The 19,463-nt window shown below is 47.7% G+C and carries 16 protein-coding genes; 10 read left to right on the top strand and 6 right to left on the bottom strand.

The features are described 5' to 3' along the window. Positions 1 to 10: 10 nt before the first annotated feature. Positions 11 to 937 carry a helix-turn-helix domain-containing protein gene (locus AC3WQT_RS12980; protein WP_492704372.1) on the bottom strand — a complete coding sequence of 309 codons (927 nt, stop codon included), beginning with the start codon at positions 935 to 937 and terminating at the stop codon, positions 11 to 13. An 814-nt stretch (positions 938 to 1,751) separates the two neighbouring features. On the opposite strand from AC3WQT_RS12980, the gene AC3WQT_RS12975 reads away from it, so the two are divergent. After that, positions 1,752 to 3,722: a hybrid sensor histidine kinase/response regulator gene (locus AC3WQT_RS12975; protein WP_492704371.1), complete on the top strand. Its 1,971-nt coding sequence runs from the start codon at positions 1,752 to 1,754 to the stop codon at positions 3,720 to 3,722. 79 nt (positions 3,723 to 3,801) lie between these two features. On the opposite strand, the gene AC3WQT_RS12970 is transcribed toward AC3WQT_RS12975, so the two are convergent. Both AC3WQT_RS12970 and AC3WQT_RS12965 read right to left on the bottom strand, forming a co-directional pair. After that, a complete protein-coding gene (locus AC3WQT_RS12970; RefSeq protein WP_492704370.1) occupies positions 3,802 to 3,981 on the bottom strand; it encodes a hypothetical protein in 180 nt (59 codons plus the stop codon). Between the two features lie 159 nt (positions 3,982 to 4,140). Next, positions 4,141 to 4,347, bottom strand: a complete 207-nt coding sequence (locus AC3WQT_RS12965; protein ID WP_492704369.1) for a hypothetical protein — start codon at positions 4,345 to 4,347, stop codon at positions 4,141 to 4,143. Between the two features lie 411 nt (positions 4,348 to 4,758). Here AC3WQT_RS12965 and AC3WQT_RS12960 point away from each other — a divergent pair, with 411 nt between their 5' ends. From AC3WQT_RS12960 to AC3WQT_RS12950, 3 genes are all read left to right on the top strand, one after another. After that, positions 4,759 to 5,175: a BON domain-containing protein gene (locus AC3WQT_RS12960; RefSeq protein WP_492704368.1), complete on the top strand. Its 417-nt coding sequence runs from the start codon at positions 4,759 to 4,761 to the stop codon at positions 5,173 to 5,175. 73 nt (positions 5,176 to 5,248) lie between these two features. Continuing rightward, a complete protein-coding gene (locus tag AC3WQT_RS12955) occupies positions 5,249 to 5,767 on the top strand; it encodes a hypothetical protein (protein ID WP_492704367.1) in 519 nt (172 codons plus the stop codon). A gap of 264 nt (positions 5,768 to 6,031) precedes the next feature. Beyond that, positions 6,032 to 8,149, top strand: a complete 2,118-nt coding sequence (locus AC3WQT_RS12950) for a catalase (RefSeq protein ID WP_492704366.1) — start codon at positions 6,032 to 6,034, stop codon at positions 8,147 to 8,149. Positions 8,150 to 8,218: 69 nt separating this feature from the next. Here AC3WQT_RS12950 and AC3WQT_RS12945 read toward each other — a convergent pair whose 3' ends face one another. After that, a complete protein-coding gene (locus AC3WQT_RS12945; protein WP_492704365.1) occupies positions 8,219 to 9,484 on the bottom strand; it encodes an extracellular catalytic domain type 1 short-chain-length polyhydroxyalkanoate depolymerase in 1,266 nt (421 codons plus the stop codon). 42 nt (positions 9,485 to 9,526) lie between these two features. Further along, on the bottom strand, positions 9,527 to 9,940 hold the full coding sequence (locus AC3WQT_RS12940; protein WP_186953755.1) for a CopG family transcriptional regulator: 414 nt from the start codon (positions 9,938 to 9,940) through the stop codon (positions 9,527 to 9,529). On the opposite strand from AC3WQT_RS12940, the gene AC3WQT_RS12935 reads away from it, so the two are divergent. The 5 genes from AC3WQT_RS12935 (at position 9,939) to AC3WQT_RS12915 (ending at position 15,532) form a co-directional block, all read left to right on the top strand. After that, positions 9,939 to 10,136: a hypothetical protein gene (locus AC3WQT_RS12935; protein WP_492704364.1), complete on the top strand. Its 198-nt coding sequence runs from the start codon at positions 9,939 to 9,941 to the stop codon at positions 10,134 to 10,136. The genes AC3WQT_RS12940 and AC3WQT_RS12935 overlap by 2 nt on opposite strands. Positions 10,137 to 10,268: 132 nt before the next feature. Next, a complete protein-coding gene (locus AC3WQT_RS12930) occupies positions 10,269 to 10,805 on the top strand; it encodes a hemerythrin domain-containing protein (RefSeq protein WP_492704363.1) in 537 nt (178 codons plus the stop codon). 175 nt (positions 10,806 to 10,980) lie between these two features. Then, positions 10,981 to 12,111 carry a mechanosensitive ion channel family protein gene (locus tag AC3WQT_RS12925; RefSeq protein ID WP_492704362.1) on the top strand — a complete coding sequence of 377 codons (1,131 nt, stop codon included), beginning with the start codon at positions 10,981 to 10,983 and terminating at the stop codon, positions 12,109 to 12,111. 267 nt (positions 12,112 to 12,378) lie between these two features. Then, positions 12,379 to 14,745, top strand: a complete 2,367-nt coding sequence (locus AC3WQT_RS12920; RefSeq protein ID WP_492704361.1) for a hybrid sensor histidine kinase/response regulator — start codon at positions 12,379 to 12,381, stop codon at positions 14,743 to 14,745. Between the two features lie 367 nt (positions 14,746 to 15,112). Then, on the top strand, positions 15,113 to 15,532 hold the full coding sequence (locus tag AC3WQT_RS12915) for a response regulator (RefSeq protein WP_492704360.1): 420 nt from the start codon (positions 15,113 to 15,115) through the stop codon (positions 15,530 to 15,532). A 189-nt stretch (positions 15,533 to 15,721) separates the two neighbouring features. On the opposite strand, the gene AC3WQT_RS12910 is transcribed toward AC3WQT_RS12915, so the two are convergent. Continuing rightward, the gene (locus AC3WQT_RS12910) at positions 15,722 to 17,329 is read right to left on the bottom strand and encodes an ATP-binding response regulator (RefSeq protein ID WP_492704359.1); all 1,608 of its coding nucleotides are present in this window, start codon (positions 17,327 to 17,329) and stop codon (positions 15,722 to 15,724) included. A gap of 320 nt (positions 17,330 to 17,649) precedes the next feature. On the opposite strand from AC3WQT_RS12910, the gene AC3WQT_RS12905 reads away from it, so the two are divergent. Continuing rightward, a partial coding sequence (locus AC3WQT_RS12905; protein ID WP_492704358.1) for a HAMP domain-containing protein occupies positions 17,650 to 19,463 on the top strand: 1,814 nt, incomplete at its 3' end.

Below are 19,463 nucleotides of genomic sequence, written 5' to 3'. Positions count from 1 at the left end.
AAAAATGGCGTCAGGCTGAAGTTTTTAGCTGGGCAAATTCACGCGGTGACATGCCAAAATGACGTCGAAACAATTTGGAAAAGTGGCTGGGATTGGCATAACCGGTTTGCATCACCACTTCGGTGATGCTGAGTTCTGTGCAGCTAAGCAAATGTGCCGCAGCCTGCATGCGTTTTTCTTGTAAATAGGCATGTACTGAATTACCGAACAAAGCCTTGAAACCTTCTTTCAGCTTGCGTTCATTCAAGTTGGAGGCATGCGCGAGCTCTGCCAGTGACCAGTTATGATCCAGCCGGGCCAGCAGGCATTCGCGCGCGCGGTCCAGTTTTTTATGATCCCGTTTTTGTATAGCCGGTTTGTCCAAGCTTTGTGGTGTTTCCACTAGAGATAACAAAGCATCGATCATCAAGGACAGCAATTCGAGTGCCTTGCTATGCAAGAAAAGTTGCTGGACTCCCTCAGGTGTACGCTGACGGAAAATCTGCTCTGCAATGGCGCGAATCGCAGCAGAAGCAGGGAACTGATACAGAAAACTCTCGGCCCCACCCGGGCGCAGCTTTGAATTTGCTGCCAGACGCTCCAGCATAGGTTGTATCTGCATCCCCTGTATCTGCTCCAGCGTCTGTGCGGTGAAGTGAATTTCGATGGCACGCAAGCGCTGATGTGCAGGCAGATTTGTTTCGGAACAACTGCTGGCAGGTGACGCGAATAACAGTGCCTGATCCGGGGCAAAATTAATTCTTGAACGGTCAGCGAGTATGGACTCTCCGCTACCTTCCAAAAATACACACAAGGCCAGACAGGGCGGTGACTCCGATTTCACACTACGATATTGCTGTGGCGTATAGTCGATATGGGAGATTCTGATACCCGGGCCAGTGCAAATTTGATGGCGGGTATCTTCAAACTGATTAGGCATTGATCTCAGGCTGCTCATAAGCGCTCATTACAAAATACGATTAACAAATGAGCCTGCATGGCATTGCAAGCAAAATTGCATGTCAGGCAAACAACGTAGTTAGTGTAAATGAGAATCAATCTTATTTCCAGCTATTTTGAAAATATTCAGTCCGGATCAGCATATTGCTTATTCCCACATCATCCTATTGCGCTAGTGTATTGGGTTGCGCTGAGAATTGCCCCACTTTGCGGGATCATGTGCATTTATTGTGACCCACGTTTGGCACACAATCCTGCTTGTCTTGATGAGTAAGAGACGACAGCGACAGCCCTGGCATTACCAGATATTATTCGACGCAGGCACATGCGTGACCAGATTCCATTACGCGAGATCGCCAGATGGCTGGGATCTCTCGCAACATTGTCAGGCGCTTTCTGCGCTCTTAAATCACAGAGCCGGCCTATGCAGAGCCACAAACGATCAGAGCCATCGACAAATATGCATTACAACTTTCAAGCTGGCTCAAAATCGAAGCAGGTAAAAATAACAAGCAACGACGCAGCTTAAAAAAACTTCACATGGATCTGAAAGAACTGGGATGTGAGAGGGCGTATGACAGGGTTTTATGAAATCAATTTTAGTATTTTCAGTACGTTAGCGCACAATCAAGCTTGGTTCTCAAGTTTATAGTTGTTTTTAATTATAGAATATGATGCGGATGACAATGCCAAAATCATGTATCGTCCGGTTTGACGCGTCATGGAAGTACTACGCACGATGTCTTATCCGTCATAGACAGATACGGTTGATGCGCGCTAGCTAACAAAGTTTGTAACTGTGGAAATAGCCGATGCTCAGCCGAAATTTACTCGAAGATCAAAAATTGATTGACCTCCAGCGCTTCCATTTGCTGGTTAATGCAATTACTGACTATGCAATCTATATGCTGGACATTGATGGTCGCGTGGTTAGCTGGAATGCCGGTGCGCAAAAATTCAAGGGTTACACCTCCGAAGAAATTATTGGCCAGCATTTTTCCCGATTTCATACACCTGAGGACCAGGCAACTGGTCTTCCTGGACTGTCGCTTCAGATTGCGGAAGCTGAAGGGCGTTACGAGACTGAGGGCTGGCGCGTGCGTAAAGATGGATCTTATTTCTGGGCGAGTGTCATCATAGATGCCATCCGGGAAAATGGTCGATTACTTGGCTTTGCAAAAATTACCCGTGACATCACTGATCGCAGAAAAGCGGAAGAAGCGTTGCGCCAGAGCGAACAGCAATTTCGTTTGCTGGTGCAAGGCGTAACTGATTATGCGATCTATATGCTGGACAAAGATGGCTATGTCAGTAACTGGAATGCTGGCGCGCAACGTATCAAGGGGTATCGGCAAGAAGATGTTATTGGTACGCACTTTTCCCGTTTCTATACGCAAGAAGATCAGCATAGCGGAGTGCCGCAGCGTGCTCTATTGACTGCCAGGAGCGAAGGTCGTTTTGAGCAGGAAGGCTGGCGCGTGAGGAAGGACGGAAGTCAATTCCGTGCCCATGTTGTGATTGACCCTATTTACAATACCTTCAATGAATTCCTTGGTTATGCCAAAATTACCAGGGACATTACCGAAAAATATGAAGCTGCCATCGCGCTAAAAAAAACCGAACAAGCATTACAGCATGCGCAAAAGATGGAAACAATAGGTAAATTGACTGGTGGCATAGCCCATGATTTCAATAACCTGTTACAGATCATTTCAGGAAATCTTCAACTACTGTCAGCTGAGATTGCAGGTAATCAACATGCAGAGAGGCGAGTTACCAATGCACTCGCCGGTGTCCGGCGCGGTGCCAAGCTGGCCAGTTATTTATTGTCTTTTGGACGACGTCAGGCACTCGATCCCAAAGTCGTCAATATCGGTCGTTTTGTGATTGATATGGAAGATATGCTGCAACGCAGCCTGGGGGAGACTATCGAAGTCGAAACTATTCTGGCTGATGATTTGTGGAATACCTTTGTCGATGTCGCTCAAGTCGAAAATGCTTTGCTTAATCTTGCAGTCAATGCTCGCGATGCCATGGACTCCGTCGGCAAACTCACCATAGAAATCAGTAATGTTGTTCTGGACGAAAATTATGCGCGTACTCATGTAGAAGTCAGCGCTGGTGAATATGTGATGTTGGCAGTGTCCGACGTTGGCTCAGGTATGGCGCCAGAAGTTGTGACCCAGGCATTTGAACCCTTTTTCTCTACCAAAGCCGAGGGCAAGGGGACAGGGTTGGGTTTGTCCATGGTCTACGGTTTCGTCAAACAGTCGGGGGGACACATCAATATATACAGTGAACTTGGCTATGGCACTACGGTTAAAGTCTATCTTCCCCGTTCGAAAGAGCAAGAAGGCCGGTTGGCGCTGCAGGCAACGGAAGAAATTGTCGGGGGGAGTGAAACTATTCTGGTCGCAGAAGATGACGAGCAAGTCCGTACTACGGCAATCGAGATACTGGTCGCTTTGGGGTATACCGTATTACATGCTGCTGATGCAGAGAGTGCACTGTCTATAATCGAGGGTGGTGCCAAAGTTGATTTGCTGTTTACGGATGTCGTTATGCCCGGATCATTGCGCAGTCCTGAGTTGGCGCGCAAAGCACGCGAGCGTTTGCCTGATCTTGCGGTATTGTTTACTTCGGGCTATACACAAAATGCCATCGTGCACGGAGGACGGCTTGATGTTGGTGTGGAATTGCTGAGCAAACCGTATAGTCGTGAAGCACTTGCGCGCAAGGTCAGGTCTGTGATTGCTAGTGCTTATCAGCATAAAAGCGTCTGAGCGTCTGCAGTAGCACTGATAGAACCATCCAATTTGTATAGTGCAAATTGATAAGGGAGAAGATGGCTCTGATTTGGTGCTATGAAGATTGACTAGCGATGGCGATTTCTATTTTTCGCAAAAACTGATCCTTGGCGGCACTTATTTCAATATCAGACATAGAGGGTAGCCGGTTGATCAATTTATCCAGTTCATCTTTAAAATCTGAACTTGATATACGGTGCGGATTGTTTGAATTTTCTGTGACTTTTTTTGTCATGATCATTCCTGTCTATTAATTGAAGCCTGGCACTAACTAACTGCTTGATAATTACTTGAGTATAAGCAAGCAAAGCAAAACACATTTTTAACTTATCGTTTGGATTCTCATTTCAAATGCTCCGGTAAAAATTGCCAGGCTCTATTGGCGAGCATTCGTTTAGCTCGAGAAATACATGGTTCTCAAATGCCGGCTACGCTCTTCCATTTTCTTCAAATGCATATGCTGTTTTGCAGGAGTCATATTTTTCGGTTTTTCAGCGCTGTTAATGTCTGTTGCAGTAATGCCAGGAGCAATTTGTTGATTGTTGAGTGCTGAAAGGTTTTGATTTTTAGTTAAAAAATGGAAACCGAAAAAATTCCTCATGATAATTCCTCTGGAAAAATAGGTTGGCTGTGTACTTTCTCTACTGCATTAGCATAAGCCGTACCATAGATTGATAAGGGATGGTTACTCTGCGATAGAGTTGTCATGATAACGAGAATCCCGCATATTAAGTACAGGACAACAGCGACCTGATTTGTAGGAAAAATCTTACTGTTGAGCGATCTGCAATCAGCGTGAAATCTTCTCTGATCTGACGACACACCTGGGTGCAACCTTGAATCAACTCCTTCAGATGTTTTTCCTATGAAATAACATCACTCTTTTTGATCACACAGGCGGGAGAATCTTCCTGCCTGATTTTCTTGCATGTGACTTACCGCACAGATGTCGTTGATTAATTTTCCTAATCTGTCGCTACTTGTCCGCAATGGACTTAATCAGGAGAGATGAATGGGACGAATATTAAATCAGATTGGCCTTGCCTCGCTGCTGTGCTTTGCCGCATTGCCAGGAACAGGATTCGCTGCGGATCCTGTTCCCCCCGTGGTCACGGAAGGGAAGAGCGCATCGAATGTCGATAATACGGCGATCAATAACCGCGACAAGTATGCCGGGAATAAAACGCCAGAAGATCAATTCAATACACCAGAAGACCGCAATCTTCTCGCCACAGTCAGGCGCGCAGTCGTACAGGACAAATCGCTCTCAATGATGGCGCATAACATCAAAATTATGGTGGATACGGGTAAAGTTACTTTACGCGGTCCGGTAAAAACTGCAGATGAAAAATTGAAAGTCGAAAAAATCGTACAGGCTGTCACAGGTGTGAGTTCCATTAATAATTCACTGGATGTAAAAACCAATTGAAGCTGGGCAAGTGTGACAAGCCAGTAACGCAGCAAAATAAGGCGCGCAATTTAATTCACCAAGGGGTATGCATATGAAAACCGCAATCTACTGTATCGCAACAAATCGTGTTCAGGCAGAAAACATCGTCGACAATTTGAAACTTGCCGGATTCCCAAGCGGCGATATTTCAGTCTTGTTTCCTGACCAGACTGGTACACGGGATTTTGCGCACGAGCAAAATACCAAATTACCTGAAGGAGCTGCCACTGGTGGCGCTGCTGGCATGGGGGTGGGTGCCATACTGGGGTGGCTGACAGGTATAGGCACGCTGGCAATTCCTGGCGTTGGGCCTTTCATTGCCGCCGGACCTATCATGGCCGCATTGAGTGGTGCTGCATTGGTGGGCGCGGCTGGCGGCATCATTGGTGCGCTGGTCGGATTGGGCATTCCAGAATATGAAGCAAAATTGTATGACGGAAAAATTCGCGGAGGCAATGTTCTTATCTCAGTTCATACCGATAATTCTGATCAGGCTTCCAATGCAAAAGAAATCTACAAAAAAGCTGGCGCAGAAGACATCAACTCAACTTCCGAAGCAAGTGTCTCTTAAGCTTGTGTCTGAGTGACAGGTTATTTGTAGCGCAAGAACGGACTGCATAAAGCAGTCCGTTTTTCTTTGAACTTGGAATGCGAAATTCCAAAAATTATAGAAAAAATAAAAAGTAATTTCTATTCCAGCTTTGACCTTAATGTTCGTTTCCGTACAAATGATTACCGCATTTTGGTCTATCTTCAAACGAGCAAAATTTAAGCGTCAATTTGCATAGTGCTTGATTTTCATCGCGTCAAAATCTTACTTTTTAGAGTGCCCACCATGCCTAAAACCAATGCGATCACAGCCACAGCCGAAAGCAAAAAAACAAAAAACCTTACTACTACCCCTACTGCCACCTCGATCGGTAATGGGGGAGAGCTACATCAGATCGCAGGGAAAACTCATCCGGAATTGACGACGAATCAAGGTGTCGTCATTGCAGATGATCAAAATTCCCTGAAAGCCAGTGTCAGAGGGCCGACCTTGCTGGAGGATTTTATCTTAAGAGAGAAAATTACTCATTTCGATCATGAACGCATACCTGAACGTATCGTGCATGCGCGTGGAACTGGTGCGCATGGGTATTTTGAACTGACACATTCGCTTGAAAAATACACGACGGCCAAAGTCCTGACTGATGTGGGTCTGCAAACACCGGTATTTACCCGCATTTCGACGGTTGCGGGTGGTTCTGGCTCTGTAGATACACCACGGGATGTGCGCGGTTTTGCAGTCAAATTTTATACCCCTGAAGGCAATTGGGACCTGGTGGGCAATAATGTTCCAGTGTTCTTTATTCAGGATGCCATTAAATTTCCTGATCTTGTCCACGCAGTAAAAATGGAGCCTGATCGCGGCTTCCCGCAAGCCGCGACAGCACATGACACGTTCTGGGATTTTATTTCACTGACACCAGAAACCATGCATATGGTGATGTGGATCATGTCTGACCGCACACTGCCAAGATCACTGCGCATGATAGAAGGCTTTGGTGTACATTCTTTCCGACTCATTAACAAGGATGGCGAAGCCACTTTCGTGAAGTTTCACTGGCGTCCAAAAGCAGGCTTGCAATCCACAATTTGGGATGAGACAGTCAAAATTGCGGGAACTGACCCTGACTTTCACAGGCGTGATTTTTTTGAAGCCATCACTGCTGGCGACTACACTGAATGGGAACTGGCGGTGCAGCTTTTTACGCAGGAAGAAGCAGATGAATTTCCGTTTGATCATCTTGATGCCACCAAGCTCATCCCCGAAGAACTGGTGCCACTGATTGTCATAGGGCGCATGGTGCTGGACAGGTGGCCTGATAATTTCTTTGCCGAGACTGAGCAAGTGGCGTTTTGCCCATCGCATATAGTCCCCGGCATTGACTTCTCCAATGACCCTTTGTTGCAGGGGCGTTTATTTTCTTATCTGGATACACAGTTGTCCAGACTGGGTTCGCCTAATTTTCACCAAATTCCCGTCAATGCGCCAAAGTGCCCATTTGCCAATCACCAGCGTGATGGCCATATGCAAATGACGCGCCCCGTTGGCAGGGTTGCATATGAGCCAAATACTCTGGCAAAGGATGCGCCGCGCGAGCAGCCAGCAACAGGTTTTAACAGTATGGCAGAGCCAGTTGCTGGTGACAAAGGCAGGATACGCCCTGAAAGTTTTGCTGATCATTACAGCCAGGCGCGTCAATTTTTTGCTAGCCAGAACGAAACCGAGCAAGCGCATATAGTTGCGGCGCTGGTCTTTGAACTGTCAAAAGTTGAGCATCCACATATACGCTTAGCGATGGTCGGCCATATGTTGCATATCAACGAAGAATTGGCGCAACGCGTCGCCGCTGGCCTGGGCGTAAAAGACTTGCCTGCAGCACCCGCCATTCACGCAGAGATACAGGATTTACCAGTATCACCAGCCCTTGGTTTGATTGACAAGATGAAAGATACTCTTGCAGGCCGTGTGGTTGGCATTCTCATCGCCGACGGTTCAGATGCCAAGCTTCTGGAAAAAGTCAAAGCGGTTGTTGGAGCCGCAGAGGGCAAGTGTAAGCTCATTGCTCCGCGTATCAATGGCATACTCTTGTCTGACGGTAAGGAAGCCAAGGTAGATGGTCAATTGGCAGGCAGCCCTTCTGTGATATTTGATGCAGTCGTTCTTGTTCTTTCAGATGAAGCTGCAAAAAAACTGGAACGGGATACGACAGCGAAAGGCTTTGTTAGCGATGCATTCAGTCACTTGAAAGCGATAGCCTATGATGCTGGCAGTGAAATGCTGTTGACTGCGGCAGGTGTCGATAAAGATGATGCTGTGATTTCGACAGATAAATTGAAAGACTTCATCGCTGCGGCAAAAACACGGCTGTGGGCCCGCGAAAAATTTGTGCGACCACCTTTGTAAAGACGGCACTATTGAGGAAAGCCTGGTGCATCGTTATGCATCAGGCTTTCCTCATTGGATTTTATCGCGTTATACCTGATTCTGATTTACTTGCGACAAAAAGAAACGCAGCATTTCACTGCTGGCATCTGGCCCTGATGCATCTGTGAAACTGCCTTGACTATTGCCGCCTGACCACGCGTGACCAGCACCGTGAATGACCCATTGTTCGGCACGGGCAGGTTGAGTTGCGGCATTTTCAGCAAAGCGAGTGCGGGTATAGCGGCGGCCCAGCTTTCCGCTACCGTTTTCTTTTTGTGCCTTCAGTGCCTTTGACTGGCTATGGTCGAGATAACGCGTCATGATGCGGTCGGCATTCTTGCTATTGACGGTGTGATCCTGATCGCCGTGGAAGACGATGATCGGTATCGCAGTACCAGTAGATGGGGTTTTAATCTGGTTTGATGCCCCACGCATGGCCGACAGTGCGGAAGGCAAATCGTTTGCTGCGCCAAACGGCAAGCCAGAATGTATACCAACTGCTGCATACAGCTCAGGGTAGGTATCTGCCATGATGGCGGCCATTGCACCACCAGCAGACATGCCAGCGATAAACACGCGGCTATCGTCGATATGATAGTCAGCCATGATTTCTCGGGTAATGCCAGCAATCAGGGCAGGCTCTCCCTGATCACGTTTTTGATCCACGGCCTTGAACCAGTTCCAGCATTTGGACGTGTTTGCACCTTGCTCCTGAGCCGGATAGACCACAATGCAATGTTGTTGCTCGGCTATCAGATTCATACCTGTACCTGTGGCAAAATCATCTGGCCCTTGCGTGCAGCCATGCAGCATGACGATCAGCGGCAAGGCTTGCCCGGTATTGCCAGTATAGCTGGAGGGGATATACAGCTTATAAGCACGCTTGCCATGTGCGTTGGCATAGTTGCCGCTAATGAAGCGACCAATATTACTTTCATCTGCTTTCCTGGTCTGTGAAGTTTCAGGAACAGTTTCAGCCGCAGTTTCAGCATCAATGACATCTGTCTGGTGTAGTGCCTGGCCTCGTACCTCACTATCGTGCTTCTTTTCAGGCCGTGGGTTGATGTCATGCAGAGAGTTGTTCCCATTTGCATCGTCTTGTCCCGCATGGGCGGAGCCTGTGCCACGATAAGCTGGAGCCAGCCCTGGTAAATTATCGTTGAGGGTACGTTGTATCAATTCTGTGACGGCTGTCAATTTCTGCAATTGATCTGGATGAATGGCGCCTTGGGTAGGCACGGCAAACGCCTGAGCATCGCGCCAGGATTTACCTGCCATGCGCATACGGGCTAGCAGGTTTTGATTAAAATTCATGTTGTACTTTCAATGTTGCTGCATGTGAGATTGAATGTGCATTCAAAGGATGCGGTCTGCCAGCGCGGCTTTTACCGCGCTACTGGCCTGGAATGCACCCAGGACAGAAATGGATTCGATACTCGCCACAGCAAGCTCGGGGCTGACATCTGCTGCAATGCTGGCCAGACCCAGGACCTGTATCTGCAAACGCTGCCCTGCATCCCGCACGGCTTCAAGATCGGCACGAGTGTAATGCTGCAGGCCCAGCACCAGACTCTTGCGTATTACCGTCTGGCGTATGACTTCAGCATGGGTCAGCAACTGATTGCGTATCGCTGTGCGTATCAGGTCGGTACGGTTCGAATAAAAGCCTTCCTGCACCAGCAAGTCAACCTGGCCAAGATCGACCAGGCCAAGATTGATGGTGATTTTTTCTGTATCGCTGGCCTTGGCCCGTATATCGGTGACAGTCATGGTACGCCTTTACTTTAAATTAACCATCCATATGGATGGTAATTGGATGTTTATTGGAGTATATCAACGAATTTATCAAAGTAAAGCATTAATTGCTGCCACAAGAATCTTTGGTTTTTGTCCTACATGGCGTCAGCGCGGCGGCTTACCGGCATTTGCGGGTGCAGGTTTTAAGATGAACTTACTGCTCGCCTGAGTTGGTAGCTTATGTTTTTGAATAGATGAATAAGGCAAAGCTGCACGGGGAATGCCATTCGCGGGATGCGATGGTGACAGGCAGGTAATTATTGAAATTAACTTCTCTCATTAATGACTTAAAGGAACCATCATGCGCACTGCGACCCCTACGGCAAAAGCCAAACCTACGAACATTTCTGCTGTAGCTCTCCCCAAAAAAAACAAAGGTGCTGAAGCGCAAGATGCGGTCAGTCTGCTTAAGCAAGATCATAAAAATGTGAAAGCACTGTTCAGTAAATTCGAGAGCCTGGGTGATAACGCTTTTGCCAGTAAGAAAAAAGTCGCTCATCAGATTTGCCTGGAATTGACCAAACACACCATCGCCGAGGAAGAGATTTTTTATACTGCCATGCGCGAGGCTGGTGAAGATGTCAAGGATTTGATGGATGAGGCCACTGTCGAACACGCTGCCGCCAAAGACTTGATTACACAGATTCTGGCTATGGAGCCTGATGACGATCTGTATGACGCCAAGGTCAAAGTCTTATCCGAACAAATTGAGCATCATGTAAAGGAAGAGGAAGGTGAGATGTTTCCCAAGGCAAAAAAAGCAAAGCTTGACCTGGTATCTCTGGGAGAGGCAATACAAGAACGCAAGGATGAAATCAGCCTCCCATCTATGCAATAAGCCAAAATAAGCCACACCGCAAAATGGGTGCCGGGCTGCGTGAAATTTTTCTGCAATCCGGCATCAGTAACTGTGTTGCGTGTGCAAGCGTACATCATACCAACTGTCCAAGCACAATCGCCTGAGCGCACAGGGCAACACGCAACACTCATGACATAAAAAATTCAGGGGAATTATGGATTTTCAATCGGCCATCAATAGTAACTTTCTGGATATTCCACTCATCAGCTGGATCACGGCATGTGGCGTTGCTGTAATTGCTTACTTTGTGATGCATGCCTTAATCGGGGTCTTTAAACGCAAGCTGGTCGCAGAGAATGAACCTGGTACAGTCGCCACCTCACAATTGGTCCCTCAAATTTTGGGCGGTACCAGCAATATCACTCTCATTATTACTTCAGTGCTGATCGGTGTGGCCGTGCTGGATTTGCCAGCGCGCTGGAGTGACCGTGTCAATCATTTGTGGTTCCTGGCGTTTGGCTTGCAATTGGCGTTGTGGATCAACAAAACCATCAAGGTATTGAGTAAGCGTTACTTTACGTCGATGGCGACTGATGGCGCGCCGGTCAGCCGGGTTTCACATACCATTATTGTTTGGGCATTGCAGTTTGTATTGTGGGTGGTTTTTCTCCTGGCGATGTTGTCGAACGTAGGTATCAATGTATCGGCTTTCATCGCCAGTCTTGGCATAGGCGGGATTGCGATTGCACTGGCAGTGCAGAATGTGTTGGGCGACTTGTTTGCCTCGCTGGCGATTGCCGTAGACAAACCTTTTGAAGTAGGAGACGCCATTAATATCAATGGCATAACAGGTACGGTCGAACATGTGGGCTTGAAGACCACGCGCCTTCGCGCTGATAGCGGTGAACAGATCGTTATCGCTAATGCTGACTTATTAAAGAACACCATACGCAATTACAAGCGCATGAAAGACAGGCGCGTGCAATTGTCGGTCAAAGTCGCTTCGGACACCCCGCCCGATGTCGTGGAGCAGGTTCCACCCATGTTGCAAAAAATTGTAGAAGATCAGGCAGAAGTACGTTTTGATCGTGCCCATCTCAAATTATTCGACCGCAACTCTATAGAGTTTGAAGTAATTTACTTTGTATTGAAACCGGATTATGGCTTGTATATGGATACACAGCAGGCGGTTAATTTAAAGATTATGAAAGAATTACTGCAGAGGGATATATCATTTTCTGATCCTGTACAAAAAGTGAAACACCTGAATGCAAGCAGCATTGAAAACAGCGAGATGCGTAAGCCGCAGCATGCCAGTCAGATAAAGTTGTCGCGGCAACTTTGATTTTTCCTGATAGCTGGATTTTGACGTATTACCGATTCCAGAGCTTTTAGTTTTCCCCAATATTAAGTTCTCTATCCGCCAAGTCAGTACAGACGAATAAATTCATTCACCCTGAATTATTGCCAATACTGCAAAATGGCGTTAACCTTGCATTCAAAATATGCTGGGCGTATGCGTTTGCCTGCTATTGCCATTTGGGTGAGGCATTATTCGGTATATTGACCCATGCAGCACCGTGATGTTGCTTACCCATTTTCAGGACCGAGTATGTCCCCGATACAAAACGATAATGCCGGCACATCAGCCGTTCCGGCTCCCGCGCCGGGATGGGCATTCATAGGCAGCGGGACACCTATGCGTGAGGCAGTCAGGAATTTTGACTGGTCTGCAACAGAACTTGGCCCCATCAGCAACTGGCCGCCAGCCTTGAGGGCGACCGTGGGCATTGTCCTGAATTCTGCACACCCCATGTTTCTCTGGTGGGGACCAAAGCTGATCCAGATATACAACGACGCCTATGTACCCAGTTTTGGCGCTGGTAAACATCCTGCAGCACTAGGTCAAGAGGGGGCTGAATGCTGGCAAGAAATCTGGCCTGTCATCGGGCCGCAGATAGCCCATGTCATGACTGGTGGTGCAGCACTATGGTATGAAGATAACCTGGTTCCCATCTGGCGAAATTCACGTATCGAAGATGTGTACTGGACTTATACCTATACACCTGTCTTTGGTGACGACGACCGCATCGCAGGCACACTGGTAGTGTGTACCGAAACAACATCGCATATCCTGGCGGAGCGCAGGCAAGCCACCTTGTCTTCCCTGACGCAGCGATTGATGCTTTGTAAAAGCCGGGAAGAAATTTTTATGACCGTCAGTGCTGTCGCTGCTGACAATGCGGCAGATATTGTGGCTGTATCCGTCAATCATGAAGATGCCGCCAGTTTGAACAAAGATACTCATTTTAGTATCCATGCAATTGAACTCCATTTTCATCATGATTGTTCACTGACATTCGAAATCTCGCAACGTTTGCCGTTTGATACTGCTTACAGGGAATTCCTGCATGAATTTACCGCAGTTGTCTGTCGCGCACTCACTCATCTGGAAAGTGTATTGGCGCGCGATTTTGCTGCGGCAGAAAGAGACCGTCTGCTGTTCGATGCCCCGGTAGGAACCGCGATCATGGTAGGGGAGGATCTGGTTTATCAGTTAGCCAATCCCATCTATTGCAAAATGATTGGCCGACTGGAAAGTCAGGTGCTGGGGCGTAGCTTTGACGAAGTTTTCCCGGAATTGCTGGATTCATCAGTACGTGCGACTTTCAGGCAGGTTTTCCGGGAAGGCACGCCCTTTGTTTCTGATGAAACCATGATACGTCTTAGTCTGCATGGCGGCGAGCCTGAGGATCGCTATTATATTTACAACCTTGCCCCGATAAGGCGTGTAGATGGCCAGGTATATGGTTTGATGGCCATAGGCATTGATATCACAACGCAGGTGTTGGCACGAACCGAGATTGAACGCCTGAATGACAACCTGAATGTCACTTCCCGTGCAAAAGACGACTTTCTGGCCATGCTGGGTCATGAATTGCGCAATCCTCTGGCACCCATAGTGACTGCCCTGGAGTTGATGAAAATGCGTAACCCCGTTATCAGCAGGGAGCAGGCAGTTATCCAGCGCCAGGTTGATCATCTGGTACGTCTGGTTGACGACCTCATGGATGTTTCAAGGATAACCAGTGGCAAGGTTCAACTGAGGATAGTCGCTGCCAATTTGCGTGACGTGATGAATAAGGCCGTGGAAATGGCCAGTCATCTGCTGGAGAAAAAAAATCATCACCTGACCGTGGATGTTGCACCGATCACCTGGGTGGGAGATCCCGCACGTCTTGCACAGGTGGTAGCAAACCTGTTAACGAACGCCGCAAAATATACGCCTGATGGCGGAGAAATTTCGCTGGTGAGCTATCACGAAGACGATCAGGTCAAGATATGTGTCAGCGACAACGGTGTCGGTATTTCCGACAGTCTGATGCCAAATATCTTTGATCTTTTCGTACAAGGTGGGCGAAGTGTGGACAGGTCGGATGGGGGTATGGGCATAGGCCTTGCGCTGGTGGCAAATCTGGTTCAATTGCATCAAGGTAGTGTGCACGCAGAGAGCCCCGGCGAAGGCTTGGGAAGTCGCTTTACCATTACCTTGCCACATAAATTGACTGTTGTGGAGGCGGAAAAACAAAAAGAACAAGTACATATGTCACTCAGTGTAAAAAGACGTATCCTTATCGTGGATGATAATCGCGATGCTGCCGATTCACTCTTTGAATTGCTCTCAAGCCTGGGACATGATGTCAAAGCAGTCTACGATCCTGTAGATGCATTGAAAGAAGTACAGCGATCGATACCTGAGCTTGCCATTCTTGATATAGGCTTGCCAGGCATGGACGGTTATGAACTCGCGAACGCCATACGGGATTTGCCAGGTGGTACCAATATTCGGCTGATAGCCTTGACCGGTTACGGACAGCAACATGATAAGGAACGTAGCCAGAATGCTGGATTTAACGCGCATATGATCAAGCCTGTCGAACTGGACTATTTGCAGAAACTTATTATTGAAGGAAGATAACCAGGCTTGCAGACACAGTGGAGTAGTAAAAATCACCTTGAATAATACCGGACACGAAAGACGTGCAAGCCTGTTTGTAGGAATTGCCTTACGTGATTTTGGGATTAAATTGCTAGGGTTTAAGACTGTTTGGACTTAGGATTCAAAGTATATTCTTTTGATATATGTTTTGATCAATTTTGCAAAGTATGGAAGCAAAGAAAAGCATTTGAACATGTCAACTACAAATGATTGCAAATTTGAAGGTGAGCACGTTTTTTAGCTGATCAAAATAATGAAAAAACTTTGTTCGCTTCAGACAAATGAAATGCATCTGATCCTGCCTGCGCTGCCCAGACAGGGAAGTCCTTAGTCCAGATAGGTAACTATGATAAATACTATCCCCGAGAATGGGAACGAGGCCTCCCTCGTTAATGAGTCTGATGGTCAGCGAGGTGCAGGCTTGCGTATTCTGGTTGTTGAAGATAATCAGGATTTGCTGGAGATGTTATGTGAAATGCTGGATATGATAGGTCATATTCCCACCCCTGCCGGAAGTGGGGAGAGCGCTTTGGAGCTACTTCAACAAGGACGTTTTGATGTGCTGCTGACGGACATCAACCTGCCAAAAATGTCCGGCATCGCTTTGGGAAAGCAAGCGGTACTTGATGCGCCTGATATGCATATTGTTTTTTCATCCGGTCATGGTGCGCATATGCATTCTTATGTGAATTTCCCCTGTCATATGTTAACCAAGCCCTATGAGCTGAGCCAGATACAACAACTCCTTGATGGATTTGCTGCGTAATAATAATGAGGGAGTTTTGATTTTAACAATGCACATTGACCATTGACGACAACGAATTATTTGCCACCAATTGATCTTGAAGTTCAGGCTGGGTTTTGTTTCTTGATTGCAGGTACTGCTTTATGTAGCACTGTTTTATGAATCTATATCAATCAACCGAGGACTTCAGATAAAGGTACTAAGCAGGTTTCATGCAACTTGCAGAGACTCTATCGTAAGTATGAGTTGCTGGAGTTTCAAAGGCTTTACAAAGTGAGAATCAAAGCCAGCTTCTGATGTCAGCCTCTGATCTTCTCTGAGGCCATAACCGGTTAATGCGATCAAGTACATGTCACGGGTGTCCTTGTCGGTGCGCAAGCGTCGTGCCACTTCATAACCATCCATACCCGGCAGGCCGATATCGATAAGGGCAATACAGGGTTTCTCACTCTTCGCCAGAACGATCCCTTCGGTACCAGTTGCCGCTTCAATAACCTGGAATCCATGAGCTTTGAGCAACTGTGTAGTCATTTCTCGGGCATCTTCATTGTCTTCAATAAGCAGCAACTTTCTGCTTGTTTCCAGTTTGCGAACCTCGTGATGCTCAGGTGAGGGTTTACCCTGCCTGGCCTGGGGTAATACGATAGAAAAGGTACTACCAAGATTTTCACCTTCACTATGGGCGATAATGTCGCCCCCATGCAATTCGACTAATTGTTTAACCAGAGCGAGGCCTATACCCAGACCACCTTTAGCCCGATCCAGCGAATGTTCACCCTGGACAAAAATATTAAAAATACGTGGTAATAAGTCTTTTGTAATGCCTATTCCAGAGTCGGTAATCATCAGGCTTACTTTGCCGTCAGAATGATTGTTTCTGATGGCAATGGTGCCACCAGCGGGGGTATATTTGATGGCATTATCCAGCAAGTTGGTAACGATTTGCTCTACGCGAGTGGGATCTGCGTCTATCCATGCGTCGATAGGATCAATACTCCATTGGTAACTATCAACAGGGCGGCTGGCTCTGAGGCTATCCAGGCAAGACGTGACCACGTCTGCAAGACTGACCGCAGTTTTGTCGAGCACAATTTTTCCTGATATCACTCGCCCCAAATCCAGTAAATCATCGACTATGCGTGTCAGATGTTGTGATTGTCTGGAAAGAATTTTCTTTGCGCGCTCTACACTATCTGCTTTTGCGCCTGGAAACCCTATGATGGATGCTGCGCTGGTGATGGCACTTAAAGGGTTGCGCAACTCATGACCCAGCATGGCCAGGAATTTATCTTTCGCTTCATTTTGTTCGACGGCTATTTTTCTTTCTTTTATTTCCCGCTGAAGCTTGTCATTGACCGCCTGTAAATCCTGTGTACGCAGACCAAGAGCATCTGTTTGCGCTTTCAATTCCAGGTTTTTTTTCGCCAGTGAAACAAACACCGACACCTTGGCTTGCAATACCTGGGGAATGATGGGGGTGAAAAGATAATCGACCGCGCCTTGCTGGTAAGCCCGTAATTTATTCAGGTCATCAGCCAGAAAAGCTGTAATGAAAATAATCGGTATGGAAGAGGAGCGGGCGCGCTTATGTATCGCTTCTGCAGTTTCGAATCCATCCATGCCCGGCATGTTGACATCGAGCAGTATTACGGCAAAGTCATCTTGCAGTACATGACGTAGCGCATCTTCGCCAGATTTGGCAGTGACCACCGAACATTGGTTTTCGTCTGCCCAGGTTGTGAGCAGTCCGCTTAGGGCAAACAAACTCGCCGCATCGTCATTGACTACAAGGATCTTGGGTTTATATTTTGCTTGCACGGGTTTCCTCACCTGCACCGTTTCCAGTTGGCGACACTTTTATCATTATACAAATATTGAATTGTCACAAATCCTTAAATTTGAAGTAAATTATGTCACCGTATCTCATTTCACGGAAAGAAAAATACTCGGATACCGCTGAATAGTTGTTTGCAGGTTTTTAATATCACCTGCGTGCATATTGCACTGCAAAATACATAGTTTATTTGGGTGCTGCCTGGCGGGCACCATATCAGTCTCAGTCAGGCTCTTGTGAAGAAAGTGAGCGAGACGGTGTTTTTGCAACATTTGCTATCAATTTCATCGCTTAAAAGGCCAGAATGAACACGCTCACTGACATCTCGGAAACACTCGATCCCAAGCTCCTGCTTGCTGCACTGACAGCGCTCAAGAAGGGTGATTTCTCAGTAAAAATGCCATCTGACCTGACTGGCCTCAATGGCAAGATCGCTGACACCTTAAACGAGATCATAGAAAATAGCTCGCATATGACGCAGGGTATCCTGAATGTCAGCCAACTGGTGGGCCAGGAAGGGCGTTTGCTGCAGCGCGCTTCTTCCGTACGGGCGGAGGGAGACTGGGGAACCATCGTCAATTCTGTCAATTCCCTGATCGACGATCTGGTACGTCCCACGACTGAGATGGCCAGGGTAATTGGTGCTGTGGCAAAAGGCGATCTTTCTCAAAGCATGGCGCTGGAAGTGGATGGCCGCGCCTTGCAAGGACAATTTCTGAGTGCGGCGACTACAGCAAATACGATGGTGAGCCAGCTCAGCTCTTTTGCGTCAGAAGTAACCCGGGTGGCGCGTGAAGTCGGTACCGAGGGCAAACTCGGTGGTCAGGCAAATGTGCCCAGCGTGGCAGGTATCTGGAAAGATCTGACCGACTCAGTCAACTCCATGGCCGGTAATTTGACTTCACAGGTGCGCAATATCGCCGAAGTGACCACGGCCGTGGCAAACGGTGACTTATCCAAGAAAATCACGGTCGACGTCCGTGGCGAGATTTTGCAACTGAAAGACACTATCAACACCATGGTCGATCAGTTACGGTCGTTTGCATCCGAGGTAACCCGGGTAGCGCGTGAAGTGGGTACCGAAGGCAAACTGGGTGGGCAGGCTTATGTGCCAGGTGTGGGTGGTACCTGGAAGGATTTGACGGATAACGTCAATTTCATGGCATCCAACCTGACCGGGCAGGTACGTAATATCGCTGAAGTGACAACGGCGGTGGCAAACGGTGACCTGTCGAAGAAAATCGCGGCGGATGCCAAGGGCGAAATTCTGCAGTTAAAAGACACTATCAATGTCATGGTGGATCAGCTCAGCTCGTTTGCATCAGAGGTGACTCGGGTGGCAAGGGAGGTTGGTACCGAAGGTAAACTGGGTGGTCAGGCGCAGGTCAAGGGTGTAGGTGGCACCTGGAAAGACTTGACTGATTCAGTGAACTCGATGGCGGGCAACCTGACAGGGCAGGTGCGTAATATCGCCGAAGTGACAACGGCGGTGGCGAATGGTGACTTGTCCAAGAAAATCACGGTGGACGTTAAAGGCGAAATTCTGGAATTGAAAAACACGATCAACGTGATGGTGGATCAATTGAACTCATTTGCATCTGAAGTAACCCGTGTCGCCCGCGAAGTAGGTACAGAGGGCAAGCTGGGCGGGCAGGCAAATGTACCAGGTGTAGCCGGTACCTGGAAGGATCTGACCGACTCGGTCAACTCCATGGCAGGTAACCTGACGGGACAGGTGAGAAATATTGCTGATGTGACAACAGCCGTAGCGAATGGTGACTTATCGAAGAAGATTACGGCTGACGCCAAAGGCGAGATTCTGGAACTCAAAAACACCATCAACGTTATGGTGGATCAGCTCAGCTCGTTTGCATCAGAAGTTACCCGGGTGGCGCGTGAGGTCGGCACCGAGGGAGAACTAGGCGGGCAGGCGAATGTACCAGGTGTAGCAGGTACCTGGAAAGATCTGACCGACTCGGTCAATTCCATGGCCGGTAACCTGACGGGGCAGGTGAGAAATATTGCTGATGTGACAACAGCTGTAGCGAATGGTGACTTATCGAAGAAGATTACGGCTGACGCCAAAGGCGAGATTCTGGAACTCAAAAACACCATCAA

The sequence above is a fragment of the Undibacterium sp. FW305-107 genome (assembly GCF_058788535.1).
Note: the sequence above shows the minus strand (reverse complement) of the source record. Positions and strands in the feature narration are given on the sequence as shown.

Excerpts from the sequence above, each read along its gene's own strand:
- AC3WQT_RS12980 (WP_492704372.1), bottom strand. The coding sequence starts at position 937 with ATGAGCAGCCTGAGATCAATGCCTAATCAGTTTGAAGATACCCGCCAT.
- AC3WQT_RS12975 (WP_492704371.1), top strand. The coding sequence starts at position 1,752 with ATGCTCAGCCGAAATTTACTCGAAGATCAAAAATTGATTGACCTCCAG.
- AC3WQT_RS12970 (WP_492704370.1), bottom strand. The coding sequence starts at position 3,981 with ATGACAAAAAAAGTCACAGAAAATTCAAACAATCCGCACCGTATATCA.
- AC3WQT_RS12965 (WP_492704369.1), bottom strand. The coding sequence starts at position 4,347 with ATGAGGAATTTTTTCGGTTTCCATTTTTTAACTAAAAATCAAAACCTT.
- AC3WQT_RS12960 (WP_492704368.1), top strand. The coding sequence starts at position 4,759 with ATGGGACGAATATTAAATCAGATTGGCCTTGCCTCGCTGCTGTGCTTT.
- AC3WQT_RS12955 (WP_492704367.1), top strand. The coding sequence starts at position 5,249 with ATGAAAACCGCAATCTACTGTATCGCAACAAATCGTGTTCAGGCAGAA.
- AC3WQT_RS12950 (WP_492704366.1), top strand. The coding sequence starts at position 6,032 with ATGCCTAAAACCAATGCGATCACAGCCACAGCCGAAAGCAAAAAAACA.
- AC3WQT_RS12945 (WP_492704365.1), bottom strand. The coding sequence starts at position 9,484 with ATGAATTTTAATCAAAACCTGCTAGCCCGTATGCGCATGGCAGGTAAA.
- AC3WQT_RS12935 (WP_492704364.1), top strand. The coding sequence starts at position 9,939 with ATGGTACGCCTTTACTTTAAATTAACCATCCATATGGATGGTAATTGG.
- AC3WQT_RS12940 (WP_186953755.1), bottom strand. The coding sequence starts at position 9,940 with ATGACTGTCACCGATATACGGGCCAAGGCCAGCGATACAGAAAAAATC.
- AC3WQT_RS12930 (WP_492704363.1), top strand. The coding sequence starts at position 10,269 with ATGCGCACTGCGACCCCTACGGCAAAAGCCAAACCTACGAACATTTCT.
- AC3WQT_RS12925 (WP_492704362.1), top strand. The coding sequence starts at position 10,981 with ATGGATTTTCAATCGGCCATCAATAGTAACTTTCTGGATATTCCACTC.
- AC3WQT_RS12920 (WP_492704361.1), top strand. The coding sequence starts at position 12,379 with ATGTCCCCGATACAAAACGATAATGCCGGCACATCAGCCGTTCCGGCT.
- AC3WQT_RS12915 (WP_492704360.1), top strand. The coding sequence starts at position 15,113 with ATGATAAATACTATCCCCGAGAATGGGAACGAGGCCTCCCTCGTTAAT.